Below are 15,285 nucleotides of genomic sequence, written 5' to 3' on the forward strand. Positions count from 1 at the left end.
ACACAAGCGGTGCGCCCTTTCAGGGCGCGCCGTTTTTGCTTCGCCCCTGGGCGAAGCGGGTTGGGGGCCAGCCCCCAAACCCCCGAGGTATTTTCACCAAGATGAAACGGCAGAGCACCCTTATGTTTCTTCTTGGCCCAAATACTCCCGCCGGAGGCGTCCCGAAGAAAAATGCTGAAAGCGTTTTTCTGAGATATAAAGCGTGCGCCAAAGGCGCACTCCATTCGGACAGACGGCGCTGCCGGGCCTAGCCTTCGCGGCTGATCTTCCACCAGGCGACCCAGCGTCTGGCCAGGTCTTCGGGACTGTCGGCCAGGAAGCGGCGGCCGAGATCGAAGGCGCGCCTTTCCAGCTTCTTCTGCCGCCTGGCCGCGCGGGCGTCGAGCGCGTCGCGATCCGTGGCCGACTGCCCGTGCAGCCTGTCGCGATAGACCGCCAGGTCGTGGTGATCTCCCAGGGCCTCGGCCAGCGCCTGTGCCTCGGCACGGCGGGCGCGGATCGGGTGGGGCCAGGCCGCCTGCATCAGACGGGCGTGATACCAGTGATACTTGGCCCATTTGCGCCATTCGTGCAGGTTTGCCGGCGACGGGTCCTTCAGCGCCTGTTTGCAGGCCGCGTTCATCCGGCCCGCCACATGGGTCAGCCCGGCGGCGAGGATCGCCGTGTCCTTGCCCCTGAGTTTCCAATGCGCCGCGCGGGTGCGCAGGGCGTGAAATCCGTCTTCGACGCCCTCGGGCAGGGCGTCCTGCGACGCCTGGGCCGCGCCGCCGCCGAGGCTTGCGTGGGTGTCCGACAGCACCGCCGCGTCGCGATGGCCGGCCAGCAGCCGGGCCAGGTCGCGGATCGCGTGGTCTTCGGCCTTGGCCTCGGCCATGCCGTCATGGACCAGCCAGATCAGCCCGCGCAGCTTCTTGCAGCGCTTGCGCAGGTTATGCACCAGCGCCTTGCGGTCCATGCCGGGATCGGCGATTTCCGCAAGCCCCGCGTCGATCTGTTCCAGCGCGATGCGGCGCAGGGCGGATTGCAGCGATTTGTCGGTGCGCAGGATGCGATAGGTCATTGGGATCGGTCCCTGTCGGGGTTTCTTCTTAACTATGATCTGGCCCTGCCTGCTGCAACTGGCGACCTCGGAAACAGAGGGGGAAGCCGGGGCGAGGGCCCGCACGGTCGTCTCAGCCGCCATTAACCCCTGCCCTGCTATGCCGCTTTCCGCGTGACGGGCCAGGGGAAAGGATCAAGGATGAACAAGGCGATTACCGAGGGCGTGGTGTTCATGCCCACCGCATTCGAATTCGGGCTGGATGTGTGGTCGAGCGGCGACGGCACGCCGGGATCGGATACCTATCAAAACGCGGCCAATGCCGCCTATGTCCCCGCCGATGCAGACTTCGCCGGCTGCCTGGAGCTGCAGAAAACCGCGACGACACAGAAGCTGCGCTACATGGGGCAGACGCCGCTGTTCCCCGGCTGTTACCTGCGGATCAGCGCCAAGGTGAAGGCGATCAGCGGCAACCTGCCCTCGGTGCGGATCGCCGGGTGGGCCGGCAATGGCAGCGAAGCCCATGTGACCGGGCTGACCGAGACCGGGCCCAGCGTGGCGCTGAGCAGCTACGGCCAGGTGGTGGAGGTCAGCGCCATCGTCGGATCGGGCAATCGCGGTGGGGTCGACATGGTCTGGGGCGACGTGCCGGTCTTTGGCCATTTCGGGCTGGACCTGACCGGGGCCAACGGCGGCGTGGTGCGGATCGACGATATCGTGATCGAGGACATCACCCATGTGTTCCACCGCAAGCTGATGAACTGGGTCGATGTGCGCGATTACGGCGCGGTGGGCGACGGGGCGACCGACGACAGTGCCGCCTTCGCCGCCGCCGACGATGCCGCGCAGGGCCGCCGGGTGCTGGTGTCGGCGGGGAGCTATTACCTCGGCTCCAGCGTGACGCTGTCCAACCCGGTGCAGTTCGAGGGCACGCTGGTGATGCCCGACAGCGCCATCCTGTCGCTGACCAAGAGCTTCGACCTGCCCACCTACATCGACGCCTTCGGCGACGAGATGCAGGCGTTCCGCAAGGCGTTCCAGTCGCTGCTGAACAATTCCGATCATGAATCGCTGGACCTCGGCGGGCGGCGGATCAGCGTGACCGGGCCGATCGACATGCAGGCGGCGGTGCCCAACCGCAGCGAATTCGCCCAACGCCGCCATATCCGCAACGGCCAGTTCTATTGTGAGGCCTCGACCGACTGGGACAGCGAAAGCTTCACCTCCTCGGCCAGCTATTCGGCGTCTTCCCCCTACCGGCTGAGCAATGTCGCCAATGTCGCCAATATCCCGATCGGATCGCTGGTCACCGGCAACGGGGTCGGGCGCGAGGTCTATGTCCGCGACAAGAACGTGGCGACGCAGGACATCACCCTGTCGGCGCCGCTGTTCGACGCGGTGGGGACGCAGAACTATACCTTCACCCGGTTCAAATACATCCTGGATTTCAGCGGTTTCGCAAAGCTGTCCAAGTTTTCCATGTCGGATATCGAGTTTCAGTGCAACGGCCGCGCCAGCGGCATCGTCCTGGCGCCGGCGGGGCTGATTTTCCACCTGCGCGACTGTTTCTTCACCTCGCCCAAGGATCGCGGCGTGTCCTCGATCGGGGAAGGCTGCCAGGGGATGCTGATCGACCGTTGCCAATTCCTGTCGAACGAGACCGGGATGCGGGCGCAGGACCGCACATCGGTGGCGATCAGCGCCAATGCCAACGACGTCAAGCTGCGCAACAACCGGGTGACGCAGTTCCGGCATTTCGCGGTTCTGGGCGGCACCAGTTCGATCATCACCGGCAATCACTGGTTCCAGGGAGATGATGAGGACGAGGGCGTGAGAACCGCGGGGCTGGTGCTGACCAGTACGCATAACCGCGCCACGATCAACGGCAATTACATCGACAACTGTTCGATCGAATGGGCCAACGAACACGATCACGAACCCGGTTTCAGCAACGAATATTCCTTCAGCGCGCTGAGCATCACCGACAATATCTTCCAGTCGATCGGCGCCGCGCCGTGGTCCCGCTTCATCGTGGTCAAGCCGCACGGGGCGGGGCATTTTATCAGCGGGCTGAACGTCACCGGCAATATCTTCCGCTCGATCCAGGGCACGCTGGACCGGGTCGATTACATCGACACCAGCTATGCCGACCTGGATTACAGCCGGATGCGCAACATCACCGTGCAGGGCAACATGTTCAACGCCATCAGCCAGGACATTTCCAACCCGGTGGTGCTGCAGCACGCGCAGAACAGCGCCGCCAGCAGCTGGAGCGTGGATTGCGCCGGGCCCCTGCCCTTCGGCGGCTATGCGCAGAACGTGCAGGCGGTGGTGAGCCGGTCGAAGATCAAGAACGCCAACAACGTGGCGGTTTACGATCAGCCTTACCTGGCGGTGGAACAGGGCGCGGGCCGCGACCATGTCACGCTGAACTGGTCGCAAGCGGTGACCGGCGATGTCGCGGTGACGGTGCGGATGGATAATGCCTGAACGGGACCGAGCCAGGCCCGGCCGCGCCTTATCGGGCGCTCAGGCCCAGGTCGTCCGGCGTCAGCGTGAAGGCCTTGCCGAAGCCGCCATTCAGATAGGCGCGGGTGACGTCGAACAGCACGAAGGAAAAATCGGCGAACCCGATATAGAGCTTGGCCTTGGGATGGTCGCGCAAGTAATGCGCGGCCAGTTCCTTGTGTCCGGCCTGCCCGTGGCGCAGGAAGCGGGCGCTGGCCTGCAGCGTCAGGCGCGGATGGGTCAGCGGGTCGCCTTTCTGGCCCGGTTCCCCCAGCAGCAGCGAACAGGCCGGGTTGGCCTGCAGCGCGCGGGTGTGATGGGCCAGGTCCGACACCAGGCTGAGCGGCTGGCCGTCGGGCGCGGTGCCCACCGCCACGCGCGCCACCAGCGGCAGGCCGGTTTCGGCCTCGGCCACGCCGAGCGCGCCGAAACGGGCGCTGTCGATCAGGGAGCGCGCCACGGCGCGGGCTTCGTCATCGGTGGGGCGGATCAGGTCGGGCATGGGGGCAAGCTAGGCCGGGAGGCGGAAAGGGGCAAGCGGGCGGGAGGTCAAAACTCCCGCCACAGGCCCAACTTCAGCCCGCTGGCGTGGCCGCCGATCACTTCCCTTGTCAGCCCCAGTTCGACCTGCCAGCCCTTGCCGATGTCGCGGGTCACCGAGGGCACGAGGCGCAGGAAGGCCGGATCGCCCGCCGCCTTGCCCGATTGCAATTGCAGCAGCAGCTTGTGGCGCGGGCGGTTCAAGCCGAGGGTCAGGTCGGCCTTGTAGTCGATGCAGCCCGCCCGCAGGTTGCGTTCCGCCGCGGTTTCCAGCGACAGCCAGCCCGATCCAAGCGGCCCGTCGAAACCGGTGCCATAAAACAGGCCGGGCCGTAGCGTCGGGTTGCCGGCGATTTCGCCGATACCGAGATCGAGCGCGACCCGGTGCCGCCCGGTCCCGACCAGCGGCCAGCGCAGGAAGGCGATGGATTTGGTGTTCCCCGACACGCCGCGCCCCAGATCGAGCCCGAAGGTCAGCCGCCTGTTCAGCCCGTATTCCAGGTAAATCCCGGCGTAATGCTGCCCGCCCGAGCCGGGTTCGAGCAGGTAGGTCGTGGCGGAGAAGAAGCCGTGCCCGGGCTCGCGCAGCCAGGCACCTGCCTGGGCGGCGGCGGGCAACAAGCTGAAGACAAAGGCAAGGACACGGACCATGGGACTCCCCCGGACCTCAGATTGTGTAAATTTTCGTAAAATCCGAGTTAACGGCCGGCCGGGATCGATCAGACTGTCGAACGGATTTTGGATTGGCCGCAACCGGTGCTAGGCTGGAGGTTCCAAGGGGGAGGACCCGACATGCCCAGGATTTCGCAGGACAATGACTTCCAGACGGTGATCACCACGTTCGAAATGACGCCCGGCACCTGCCAGGACCTGCTGGAGGCGCTGACCGACGCTTACGAGAGCTTCATTTCGAAACAGCCCGGGTTCATCGCCGCCGGGCTGCATGTGAACGACGCGCAGACCCGGATCGCCAATTATTCGCAATGGCGGCGGCGCGAGGATTTCCAGGCGATGCTGCGCAGCGACGAAATGCGCCGCCGCAACCGCGAGATTTCAGAGCTGTGCAAGAGTTTCGAGCCGGTGATGTATGACGTGGCGCGCAGCTTCGGGTGAGCAGGGTTTCGGTCCGATGAACGGAGGGCCGCGCCCTCCCTCGGGGGGGCGCTCAGTCGGCTTGAGGGCTGTGCTTTATCGTGAGGCCCCGGAAGACACCCGAGCCGGTCGCGGCATCTCCTAAGCGCCCTCCCAAGGGGGGAGGGAGGGCGCGGCCCGGCAGCGCAGAGCGCCGCTGTTCGGGCCGATCAATTCCAGAGGTGTCAGACCGCCTTGCGGACCCAATCGACGATGGCCGGGGCCGGCATCGCGCCGGATTGCCGCGCCCGTTCGCGCCCGCCTGCAAAGGCCGCCATGGTGGGAATGCCGCGGATGTTGTAGACCGCGCCGGCCTTGGGGTTATCTTCGGTATTCAGCTTGACCAGGCGGGCCTGACCGTTCAGCGTGCCCGCCGCCTTGGAAAATTCCGGCGCCATCATCCGGCACGGGCCGCACCAGGGCGCCCAGAAATCCACCACCAGCGGCAGATCGTCGTTGCGCGCGGCCTTTTGCAGGGTGGCGAAGTCGACCTCGACCGCCTTGCCCGGGATCAATTTGGCGCCGCAGGTGCCGCATTTGGGACCGGCGGACAGCTTGTCATCGGGGACGCGGTTGACCTGGCCGCAGTCCAGACAGGTGATTTTCTTCGACGCCATGACGGGCTCCCTCAAACACATCTTGTCCTGCGCATATAAGAGGCAACAACCTCGAAACAAGAGCAAATCTCAACATCACTCTTGCCATGAATCAGATGTCGCCCCATATTTTCAACTGCGACGTTACTCTCTATCGACCACGGCCCTTTACCGGCTCAGTTATTCGATCTTGTACTGACGAGCCGGGCTGCCGCACTTCCGCGGGCAGCAAAACAAAGGAGACTGCGGCATGCCCACTGGCACCGTAAAGTGGTTCAACACCACCAAAGGCTACGGCTTCATCGCCCCCGATGCGGGTGGCAAAGACGTATTCGTTCACATCTCGGCGGTCGAGCGTTCCGGCCTGACCGGCCTGGCCGACGACCAGAAAGTCAGCTACGAGCTGCAATCGGGTCGTGACGGCCGCGAAAGCGCCGTGGATCTCGCGCTGCTGTAACGCTCTGGCGTTATCAGCGGAGACCGAAGCCGCCCCCTGGGGCGGCTTTTTTATTGGCAGAGGCATTCGGGGGACCGGGTGGCGCCCGTCTCGCCAGAGGCGAGCCGACGATAAACGGCGCACCTCCGGTGCGACCGGGCGGTCCGGCGGGTGAAGCCAAACGGGATCAGTCCAGCCGCTCGATCAGTTCCAGCACCTTCGGGCCCAGACCTTCGACGATCAGCCGCACGCCTTCGCCATTGGGGTGGATGCCGTCGGGCTGGAACAGATCGCCCAGCTCGGCCGGGTCGGTTTCTCCCAACCCCTCGAAGAAGCTTTCGGCGTAAAGCGTGCCGAATTCTTCCGACAGTTCGGGCCAGATCGCATTGAACTCGGCCTGATACTCGGGGCCGAAATTGCCCGGCGCCCGCAGCCCGACCAGCAGCACCTCGACCCCCTTGTCCTGCGCCACCTGCAACATGGCGCGGACATTGGCGCGGGTGACGCCCGGATCGGTGCCGCGCAGCGCGTCATTGCCGCCGAGCGCCAGGATCATCCCCTGCACGTCCCAGGTCAGCGACCAGTCGAGCCGCGCCAGCCCGCCGGCGGTTGTGTCGCCCGACACGCCCGCGTTGATCACCCGCACGTCGGCCCCCTGCCCGGCCAGCCAGGCGCGCAGCTGCGGCACGAAGCCTTCCTGCTCGATTAGCCCGTACCCCTGGGTCAGGCTGTCGCCGAAGGCGATCAGCGTGGCGGGCGCGGCCATCGCGGGCCCCGCCGAAATCAGCATCAAGCCGGCAAGCACCTTGCCCCGCAAGCACCCGGCCCCATATGACAAAAGAGATTTCAACGAATTGCGGAACCGCATGTCTGACCCCGTACTTTCCCTTACAGATGCAACCCTTGCGCTGGACGGCAATGCCGGCCGCGTCGAGATACTTCACGGCATCACCCTGGATGTCCAGAGCGGCGAAAGCGTCGGGTTGGTGGGGCCGTCCGGGTCCGGCAAATCTTCGCTGCTGATGCTGATGGGCGGGCTGGAACAAGCCACGTCGGGGCATGTCACGGCGCTTGGCCAGGACCTGACCGCGATGGACGAGGACCAGCTGGCGCGGTTTCGCCGCGACACGATGGGAATCGTGTTCCAGTCCTTCCACCTGATCCCGACCATGACCGCGCTGGAAAACGTCGCAACGCCGCTGGAACTGGCGGGGCACCGCGATGCGTTCGACCGCGCGCTGGAGGAATTGAAGACGGTGGGGCTGGAAGCGCGGGCCGATCATTACCCGTCGCAGATGTCGGGCGGCGAACAGCAGCGGGTGGCGCTGGCGCGCGCCAGCGCCCCGCGCCCCAAGATCCTGCTGGCGGATGAACCAACCGGCAACCTGGACGAAGCCAATGGCGCCGCGATCATCGAGATGCTGTTCGGGTTGCGCGACCGCCACGGTTCGACGCTGGTGCTGGTCACCCACGCGCCGGAGCTGGCGCAGCGCTGCGACCGGGTGGTGCGGCTGCGCGACGGGCGGATCGACGGCGGGGATATGGCATGAGCCTGGGCGTCGCGGCGCGGCTGGCCCGGCGCGAATTGCGCGGCGGGCTGAAGGGGTTTCGCATCTTCCTCGCCTGCCTGTCGCTGGGCGTGGCGGCGATCGCCGGGGTCGGCAGCGTCCGGTCCGGCATCGAGGCCGGGCTGGCACGCGAAGGCGCGGCGCTGCTGGGCGGCGATGCGGAGATGGAATTCACCTATCGCTTTGCCAGCGATTCCGAACGGGACTGGATGGCCGAACAGGCGCTGGCGGTGTCCGAGGTGGCCGATTTCCGGTCGATGGCGGTGGCGGGTGACACCCGCGCGCTGACGCAGGTGAAGGCGGTCGACGGGGCCTATCCGCTGGTGGGCGCGGTGGTGCTCGACCCGGCGATGCCTTTGCAGGAGGCCCTTGCCGGTCGGCAGGGCCTTCCCGGCGCGGTGCTGGACCCGCTGCTGATCGCACAGCTGGGGATCGGGGTGGGCGACACGTTCCGGCTGGGCACGCAGGATTTCGTGCTGTCGGCGGCGCTGACCGGCGAACCGGACGGGGCGGCGGACGGGTTCATGCTGGGGCCGCGATCGCTGGTGCGGACCGAGGACCTGGCCAAGTCCGGCCTGCTGGCGCCGGGGACGCTTTATTCCACCAAGTACCGGCTGGACCTGCCCGAGGGCGCCGATCTGGCGATGCTGGCGGGCGAGGCCAAGCGGCAATTCGAAGACAGCGGGCTGCGCTGGCGGGACGCGCGCAACGGCGCCCCGGGGATCGTGACCTTCGTGGAACGGCTGGGCGCTTTCTTGATCCTTGTCGGCCTGTCGGGGCTGGCGGTGGGCGGCGTCGGCGTGTCCTCGGCGGTGCGGGCCTACCTGGCGGGCAAGACTCAGGTGATCGCCACATTGCGCAGCCTTGGCGCCGATCAACGGCTGATTTTCCAGACCTATTTCCTGCAGATCGGGGCCTTGTCGGCGGTGGGGATCGGGCTGGGCCTGCTGCTGGGCGGCGGGGTTCCGGTGCTGCTTGGCCCGGTGATCGGGGCGCAATTGCCGGTGCCGGCGGATTTCGCGCTCTATCCCGCGCCGCTGGCCGAGGCGGCGGTGTACGGGGGCCTGACCGCGCTGATCTTCACCCTGTGGCCCTTGGCGCGCACCGGCGAGGTGCGCGCGGCGACGCTGTTTCGCGATGCGATGGCGGGGGCGCGGGCGCTGCCGCCGTGGCGGTATGTGCTGATCACCGCCGGGCTGACCGGGGTGCTGATCGCCGTGGCGGTGGCGTTTTCCGGCACCTGGCGGCTGACGGTCTGGACCGCGGGCGGCGTGATGCTGGCGCTGTTCGCGCTGGCGCTGGCGGCTTTGGGTCTGCGGCGGCTGGCCCGCGCGCTGGCCCCGCTGGCGCGGGGACGCGCGGCGTGGCGGTGGGCGCTGTCGGCCATCGGATCGGCGCGGGACGAGGCGACGCCGGTGGTGTTGTCGCTGGGGCTGGGGTTGAGCGTTCTGGCCGCGGTGGGCCAGATCGACGGCAACCTGCGCGGCGCCATCGCCCAGGACCTGCCAGGCAAGGCGCCGTCGTTCTTCTTCGTCGATATCCAGAAAGACCAGATCGACGGGTTCCTGACCCGCCTGCGCGGTGACGATCAGGTCAGCCGGATCGAACACGCGCCGATGCTGCGCGGGGTGATCACCAAGATCAACGGGCAACCGGCCCGGGACGTGGCGGGCGATCACTGGGTGCTGCGCGGCGACCGGGGCGTGACCTATGCCGGGGCCAAGCCGGAAAACACCAAGGTCACGGCGGGCGAATGGTGGCCCGAGGATTACGACGGCCCGCCGCTGATCAGTTTCGCCGCCGAAGAAGGCGCCGAGATGGGGCTGGAACTGGGTGACGAGATCACCATCAACATCCTGGGCCGCGACATCACCGGTACGCTGGCGAGCTTCCGCGAGGTGGATTTTTCCACCGCCGGGATGGGGTTCATCCTGGCGATGAACGAGGCCGCGCTGGCAGGCGCGCCGCATTCGTTCATCGCCACGGTCTATGCCTCGGAGGAAGCGGAACCGGCGATCCTGAACGACCTGACATCGGCCTATCCCAACATCACCGCGATCCGGGTGCGCGACGCCATCGACCGGGTGTCGGGGCTGCTGTCGGGGATCGCGGCGGCGACCTCATGGGGCGCGGCGGCGACGCTGCTGACCGGGTTCCTGGTGCTGATCGGCGCGGCGGCGGCGGGGGCACCGGCGCGGCGCTACGAGGCGGCGGTGCTGAAGACGCTGGGGGCGACGCGGGGCAAGATCCTGGCAAGCTTCGCCCTGCGCGCGGCATTCCTTGGCGCGGGGGCGGCATTGGTGGCGCTGGCGGCGGGGATCGCGGGCGGCTGGGCGGTGATGCATTTCGTGATGGAAACCGGGTTCGGCGTGATCTGGCCCTCGGCACTTGGCATCGTGGCGGGGGGCGTGATGGCGACGCTGCTAGCCGGGATCGGGTTCGCCTGGGCGGCGCTGAACGCGCGGCCAGTGGCGACGCTCAGGGGACGGGAATAGGCGGCGGACCGGGAGTGAGGCGACCGTTCGGATTTCAAGCCTGAGAGATGCCTTTCCGCCTGCAGCGGACTTTCATTCGCGGCACAGCGAATGACCGTTTCAAGCCCGCCCCATCTTGATGAGAACGACCCCAGGTGATCACACTCTTATATTGAAAACCGATGGGGAAATGGATGATGTCAGGGAGCACGGTATCGCCGTCAAACAGGTTGAAACGGCTCGTGGCCACGGCGGTCATCTCCATATGTTTCACCCCCTCGGCCCATGCCCAATCGGCCGATGCTTTGCCCATTGAGATCATCAAGGGTTTCCGGAACGATTTGTACGTAATGGCCGAACGCACGGGCGGCAGTGTCGAGGAATGGAACAGTCTCGAACAACGGGCGATCGAAGCCCTGAACGCATCGCTGGAAAATGCGGGGCAAGATGCAGTATTGTCCAACGAGCGTGGGAGAAACGCGCTGCACCTGGCCGCGGCGGACGGTTTCCTTTTCTTGCTTGATCCTCTGTTGAACGATGATCGCCTGCGCGCCGAGATCAATGTGACCGACGCGGACGGGCTGACGCCATATGATTATGCCGTTCTGGCGCTGCCCCTGACGCTTCAGGCCTGCCATCCGGAAAGCGAAAATCCCTTCCTGCTGGTGCCTTACATGGTCAAGCTGCCCTACTATCTGGACCGCCAGCCATTTGAGGCAATACTGGCCTCCCTTGAACGGGCGGGAGCGGACACGGACCTGAGCCGCGCGCGGCATTGGTGGCTCAGCAAGTGTTCGAATGCGGACCCTGCCGCGCGAAAGGGTGTCGAAACTTCGCAAGACCTGCATGGGTCGCTTCTGGATCTCACGGAAAAAGTGCTGGTTCAAAAGAAACGGCAAGACGTGGACGAGAAGGTCGAACTCTACAAAGAGCTGGTGGAAATGATGCCCGACAGAACGAAACCGAGCCCGGAAGAGATCAAGGACCAGATACGTCAGTTCTACCTCGAAGCGGGCATGTCCCCGCCGAGCTGAGCACCCTATCCTTCAGGCGGGCCGGGCAACCCGAGTTTCGCAAGATTTGCGAAGCGCTTTTGCCGATCCGAGGCGGCCGCTTCAATCAGCGCTCGCGCCGCCATCCACCGGGATCAGTGTCCCGGTCATGTATCTTGCCGCGTCCGAGACCAGAAAGGCGGCGACGCCCGCGATGTCTTCGGGGGTGCCGATGCGCCCCATCGGGATCGCGGCGCCGTATTCCGCCACCCGTTGCGCCCGTGCGGCCCCGGTCAGCCCGGCGGCCAGCATCGGGGTGTCGGTATCGCCCGGGCAGACCGCGTTGACGCGGATGCCTTCATGGGCGTGATCCAGCGCCATGCAGCGGGTCAGCTGCGCGACGGCGGCCTTCGATACCGCATAGGCGAGCGCGCCCTTCGCCCCGACCAGCGCCCAGTCCGAGGCGATGTTGACGATCGCGCCGCCCCCTTGCGCCCGCAGCGCGGGAAGGACCGCGCGCGAAAGGCGGAAGACGGAATTGAGATTGATGTCCATCACCCGGTTCCAGTCCGCGTCCGTCGTGTCCTCCGCCGTGCCCTGAATCAGAATGCCGGCATTGTTGATCAGCACATCGACACGGCCGAAGGCCGCGTTCGCGGCCTGGACGACCGCCTCTGGCGCCGTGGTGTCGGACAGGTCGGCGGCGTGGAAGGCGGCTTCGACGCCCTGCGCGCGAAACTTGTCCGCCATCGCTTGTCCCGCCGCTTCGCGACGCCCGACCAGAAGCAGCGCATAGCCCTCTGCCGCGAGGGCGCTGGCGATGGCCGCCCCTATCCCAGAGGTCGCGCCCGTGACGATCGCACAAGGGGTACCGTTTGCAGCCGTAGTTTCCGTCATTTGAACCCTCGCCGAAGATGGTCGTAAACGGCTAGCTTTTTGCGATCACGGTTGTCAATCGAAGCGGCTTTCCGGCCGATCGATCGCGGCAAGAGGCGACGATGCCGGGCTCAATCTTGCGGCACTTGCGCTTCAGGCGAAGCCGTCTTCGAGAGCCATCCGAAATTCAACCGCATCGCAGCTTCGCGAAGAACAGCCTCGTATCCGAAAAGCTTGCCAGCGATCCTCCCGCCCGCACCGCCATATCAAGCGACCGGTCATAACCGAGCCATTGGCAACTTCCCTGCGCCTTCACGGCCATCTGAGACAGGTGAATCAGCTTGTCCAACGAAGGCGGCGCAGGCCTGGGAGCAGGCGGCGGGGCCGGCGGCAGCTTGGCCATCTTGGCGCGGCACTCTTCGTATCTTTTCCTCTTGTTTGCTTCTATTTCTTCCTTGTTTTTCTTATATTTTCTTGTGGCCATTTCTCTGCTGGACACAAACAAGATAATATCACAGGACTTGATATCCCCGTAGACAGTGCTGCCGTCAGACAGTGTCACCGACGGACGATTGTCGGGCGCATTGAGCGCATCGGGTTTGTAGGCGGTAAACAGGTAAACGCTTTCATTATCAGCCAACCCGGCAACGATTTGCGGATGAATCTCGCGCAGCATTTTACTCGCGAATATGTCGTTCCATGCAACATCGTATTCGCCCAGTCGCGCGGATCTTTTTTCGTTTCCATAATTTGATGAGCTGCAGGCTGCTGCCATCAAAAGGGCCAGCATCAAGCCGAAAAATTTCTGGGGCATCTATTCTCCAAATTTTATGGGGAGAGCATTCGGACACCTCGGTTGTCTTGGCGAGGTGGCGATGCTTTCACCGGGCAGTCATCGCACCCTACCGTCATGGCATTGGATCGTCGATATCTGAAACACCTAAGGGATGAATGGGCACGCGGATGTCACCCGCGAAGGTGAGCGCAAAGGGGTGAGCCCCCCGCGTCCTCCGCGCCGCCGGTCTTGCTGAAAACCGCAGCGAAAATCGGCTCCCCTCCTGGCCCTCCAGGCCCAGCGGCAAAGACTCGTCACTATCGTGCGCCGTGCGGCGCGGGCGGAAATCCCGCCGCGGTTCCGCAATTCCAGCGCCGTATGACCTGGTGAGCGAGACCGGGCAGGTGATCGCGCATGGTACCGCGGCGGGGGGCGTGATGGCGACGCTCAGATGTGGGATAAAAGGGGAAAGTTGGCCTTGCGCGCGGGTGCAGGGACTGTAATGTCCGATTTTATTTTTCAGCTCGGAGATAGCGCCATGGTTGAATTATCCACCCTCCTGATATTCTCCTTGGCTGCGCTTGCTTTGACCGCGACGCCGGGCCCGGACATGTTGCTGCTTGCATCTCGAAGCGCGACACAGGGCCGTGTTGCGGGGCTTGCGACATGGGCAGGTATCGCGGTCGGAACATATTGCCATGCTCTTGCTGCGGCCTTCGGGTTGTCGCAGCTTTTTCTGGCGGTGCCGGTGGCATATGACCTGGTCCGCTTCGCGGGCGCGGCATACCTGCTGTTCCTGGCATGGAAAGCTTTCGCATCCGGATCGCAGGCCGATCCGGTTCTGATGCCCAAACGCCGCGATCATTCCACGCAGGTCATGTTCCGGCAGGGTCTTCTGACCAATCTTCTGAACCCCAAGATGGCGATCTTCGTCCTGGCCCTGTTTCCACAGTTCCTCGCACCTGGAGCCGGATCCATCGCACTCCAGATCATGACCCTTGCGACGGTTTTGAACGTCGTTGGCTTCTTCGTGAATGGTGCCGTCATACTTGCCGCAAGCCGTGCCAGCGCCATGCTGGCCGGGAACAACAGGTTCAAGAACCTGTCGCAATATGTCCTGGGCACCGTCTTTGCGGGCCTCGCCGCGAGGCTGGCTTTTGATACGCAGCGATAACCCGCTATTATAAAAGAAGGACCGGCCGTTCAATTTGCCCCGGCACGGCCCGAACGCTTGCGACTCGCCGCCCGACCTGTCACCCATGCCCCACCTGTCCGTTCCCCCACCGGAGACCGATCCGATGACCGACCACAGCACCCTTCCCCTGCCCCTCACCGCGCTCAGCCAGGCCCAGCAGCAAAGCCTCGTCAATATCGTGCGCCGCGCGGCGAAGGCGGAAATCCTGCCGCGGTTCCGCAACCTGAGCGCCGGGCAGATCAGCACCAAGTCGGGGCCCGATGACCTGGTGACCGAGGCCGATACGCAGGCCGAGAAGATGATCGCGCGCGGCATCCTGCGGATGTTCCCCAACGCGATGGTGATCGGCGAGGAAGCCGCCCATGCCCGCCCCGAGCTGCGCGACGAGGCGGCCAAGGCGGAACTGGCCTTCATCATCGATCCGGTGGACGGGACCTGGAATTTCGCCCACGGGCTGCCGGTTTTCGGGGTGATCCTGGCCGCCACGCGGTTCGGGCGGCCGGTGTTCGGGATGCTGTATGACGCGATCATGGACGACTGGATCACCGCCGACAGCGAAACCGGCGCGATGATGTTCGGCGCGCGCGGGCCGCACCGGCGGATGCGCACCTCGGAAGGCGGGGCGTTGGGCGATCTGTCGGGCTACCTGCATTTCTACCTGATGGACAAGGATGTGCAGCCGAAGCTGGCGGAAACCCTGCCCGATTTCGGCCGCACCGGCGCTTTGCGCTGTTCGTGCCACGAATACCGGATGCTGGCGCAGGGCAGCGTCGATTTCTGCCTGTCGGGGGTGCTGAACCCCTGGGACCACGCGGCGGGCGTTCTGATCTGCCAGCGCGCGGGCGGCTTCGTGCGGATGCTGGACGGGCAGGATTACGACATCTCGATCAAGCAAGGCTATCTGCTGGCCGCCGCGAACGAGGACGTGTGGAACACGGTGGCGGAGCGGTTGCGGTTTCTGAAAGAAGCGTCAAGTTGAGCCGGGCCGCGCCCGACCGCGGGTGGGCGCATGAACCTGTCGGGTTGGCAGTTTATCCATCCACCACTTCCTTCGTTTCAGTATCGCGCAGACAGTGAAGAAGCGCCCGCCCGGGGGGCGGTCGGGCGCGGCCCGGCGGCGCGGGACGCGCCGCTGTTCGGGCATGGTTTCTTATC

General features: G+C 65.3%; 15 protein-coding genes. 8 read left to right on the plus strand and 7 right to left on the minus strand.

Annotated elements, in window-relative coordinates; translation table 11 throughout:
• Nucleotides 1–247: 247 nt before the first annotated feature.
• A complete protein-coding gene (locus tag GR167_RS19335) occupies nucleotides 248–1,060 on the minus strand; it encodes a CHAD domain-containing protein (RefSeq protein WP_160975381.1) in 813 nt (270 codons plus the stop codon).
• A gap of 180 nt (nucleotides 1,061–1,240) precedes the next feature.
• On the opposite strand from GR167_RS19335, the gene GR167_RS19340 reads away from it, so the two are divergent.
• Complete coding sequence (locus tag GR167_RS19340) at nucleotides 1,241–3,529, plus strand: glycosyl hydrolase family 28-related protein (RefSeq protein ID WP_160975382.1); 2,289 nt, start codon at nucleotides 1,241–1,243, stop codon at nucleotides 3,527–3,529.
• A gap of 28 nt (nucleotides 3,530–3,557) precedes the next feature.
• Here GR167_RS19340 and GR167_RS19345 read toward each other — a convergent pair whose 3' ends face one another.
• Nucleotides 3,558–4,049 carry a HugZ family pyridoxamine 5'-phosphate oxidase gene (locus GR167_RS19345; protein WP_160975383.1) on the minus strand — a complete coding sequence of 164 codons (492 nt, stop codon included), beginning with the start codon at nucleotides 4,047–4,049 and terminating at the stop codon, nucleotides 3,558–3,560.
• Between the two features lie 47 nt (nucleotides 4,050–4,096).
• Nucleotides 4,097–4,738, minus strand: coding sequence for a hypothetical protein (locus tag GR167_RS19350; RefSeq protein ID WP_160975384.1), 642 nt, complete (start codon nucleotides 4,736–4,738; stop codon nucleotides 4,097–4,099).
• A gap of 141 nt (nucleotides 4,739–4,879) precedes the next feature.
• On the opposite strand from GR167_RS19350, the gene GR167_RS19355 reads away from it, so the two are divergent.
• Complete coding sequence (locus GR167_RS19355) at nucleotides 4,880–5,200, plus strand: antibiotic biosynthesis monooxygenase family protein (protein ID WP_160975385.1); 321 nt, start codon at nucleotides 4,880–4,882, stop codon at nucleotides 5,198–5,200.
• A 203-nt stretch (nucleotides 5,201–5,403) separates the two neighbouring features.
• Here the strand turns inward: GR167_RS19355 and trxC are convergent, their stop codons facing one another.
• Entirely contained in the window at nucleotides 5,404–5,835 is a 432-nt protein-coding gene (gene trxC / locus GR167_RS19360; protein ID WP_160975386.1) for a thioredoxin TrxC, read from the minus strand.
• A gap of 229 nt (nucleotides 5,836–6,064) precedes the next feature.
• On the opposite strand from trxC, the gene GR167_RS19365 reads away from it, so the two are divergent.
• The gene (locus GR167_RS19365) at nucleotides 6,065–6,271 is read left to right on the plus strand and encodes a cold-shock protein (protein WP_160975387.1); all 207 of its coding nucleotides are present in this window, start codon (nucleotides 6,065–6,067) and stop codon (nucleotides 6,269–6,271) included.
• A gap of 166 nt (nucleotides 6,272–6,437) precedes the next feature.
• On the opposite strand, the gene GR167_RS19370 is transcribed toward GR167_RS19365, so the two are convergent.
• The gene (locus GR167_RS19370; protein ID WP_235916071.1) at nucleotides 6,438–7,040 is read right to left on the minus strand and encodes an arylesterase; all 603 of its coding nucleotides are present in this window, start codon (nucleotides 7,038–7,040) and stop codon (nucleotides 6,438–6,440) included.
• Nucleotides 7,041–7,116: 76 nt separating this feature from the next.
• Here GR167_RS19370 and GR167_RS19375 point away from each other — a divergent pair, with 76 nt between their 5' ends.
• From GR167_RS19375 to GR167_RS19385, 3 genes are all read left to right on the plus strand, one after another.
• The gene (locus GR167_RS19375; RefSeq protein ID WP_160975389.1) at nucleotides 7,117–7,800 is read left to right on the plus strand and encodes an ABC transporter ATP-binding protein; all 684 of its coding nucleotides are present in this window, start codon (nucleotides 7,117–7,119) and stop codon (nucleotides 7,798–7,800) included.
• On the plus strand, nucleotides 7,797–10,313 hold the full coding sequence (locus GR167_RS19380; RefSeq protein WP_160975390.1) for an ABC transporter permease: 2,517 nt from the start codon (nucleotides 7,797–7,799) through the stop codon (nucleotides 10,311–10,313). The genes GR167_RS19375 and GR167_RS19380 overlap by 4 nt, the downstream gene beginning before the upstream one ends.
• 161 nt (nucleotides 10,314–10,474) lie before the next feature.
• Entirely contained in the window at nucleotides 10,475–11,326 is an 852-nt protein-coding gene (locus GR167_RS19385) for an ankyrin repeat domain-containing protein (protein WP_160975391.1), read from the plus strand.
• 81 nt (nucleotides 11,327–11,407) lie between these two features.
• Here GR167_RS19385 and GR167_RS19390 read toward each other — a convergent pair whose 3' ends face one another.
• Together GR167_RS19390 and GR167_RS19395 are read right to left on the minus strand one after the other, a co-directional pair.
• Nucleotides 11,408–12,181 (minus strand): SDR family NAD(P)-dependent oxidoreductase, encoded by a 774-nt coding sequence (locus GR167_RS19390; protein WP_160975392.1) that lies wholly within the window; start codon nucleotides 12,179–12,181, stop codon nucleotides 11,408–11,410.
• Between the two features lie 166 nt (nucleotides 12,182–12,347).
• Nucleotides 12,348–12,974: a hypothetical protein gene (locus GR167_RS19395; RefSeq protein ID WP_160975393.1), complete on the minus strand. Its 627-nt coding sequence runs from the start codon at nucleotides 12,972–12,974 to the stop codon at nucleotides 12,348–12,350.
• 463 nt (nucleotides 12,975–13,437) lie between these two features.
• Between GR167_RS19395 and GR167_RS19400 the strand changes: the two genes are divergently transcribed.
• Together GR167_RS19400 and GR167_RS19405 are read left to right on the plus strand one after the other, a co-directional pair.
• Entirely contained in the window at nucleotides 13,438–14,109 is a 672-nt protein-coding gene (locus tag GR167_RS19400) for a LysE family translocator (RefSeq protein WP_212770043.1), read from the plus strand.
• A gap of 124 nt (nucleotides 14,110–14,233) precedes the next feature.
• The gene (locus GR167_RS19405) at nucleotides 14,234–15,109 is read left to right on the plus strand and encodes an inositol monophosphatase family protein (RefSeq protein WP_160975394.1); all 876 of its coding nucleotides are present in this window, start codon (nucleotides 14,234–14,236) and stop codon (nucleotides 15,107–15,109) included.
• Nucleotides 15,110–15,285 lie beyond the last annotated feature (176 nt).

Source organism: Thalassovita mangrovi (assembly GCF_009857745.1).
Classification (GTDB): domain Bacteria; phylum Pseudomonadota; class Alphaproteobacteria; order Rhodobacterales; family Rhodobacteraceae; genus Thalassobius; species Thalassobius mangrovi.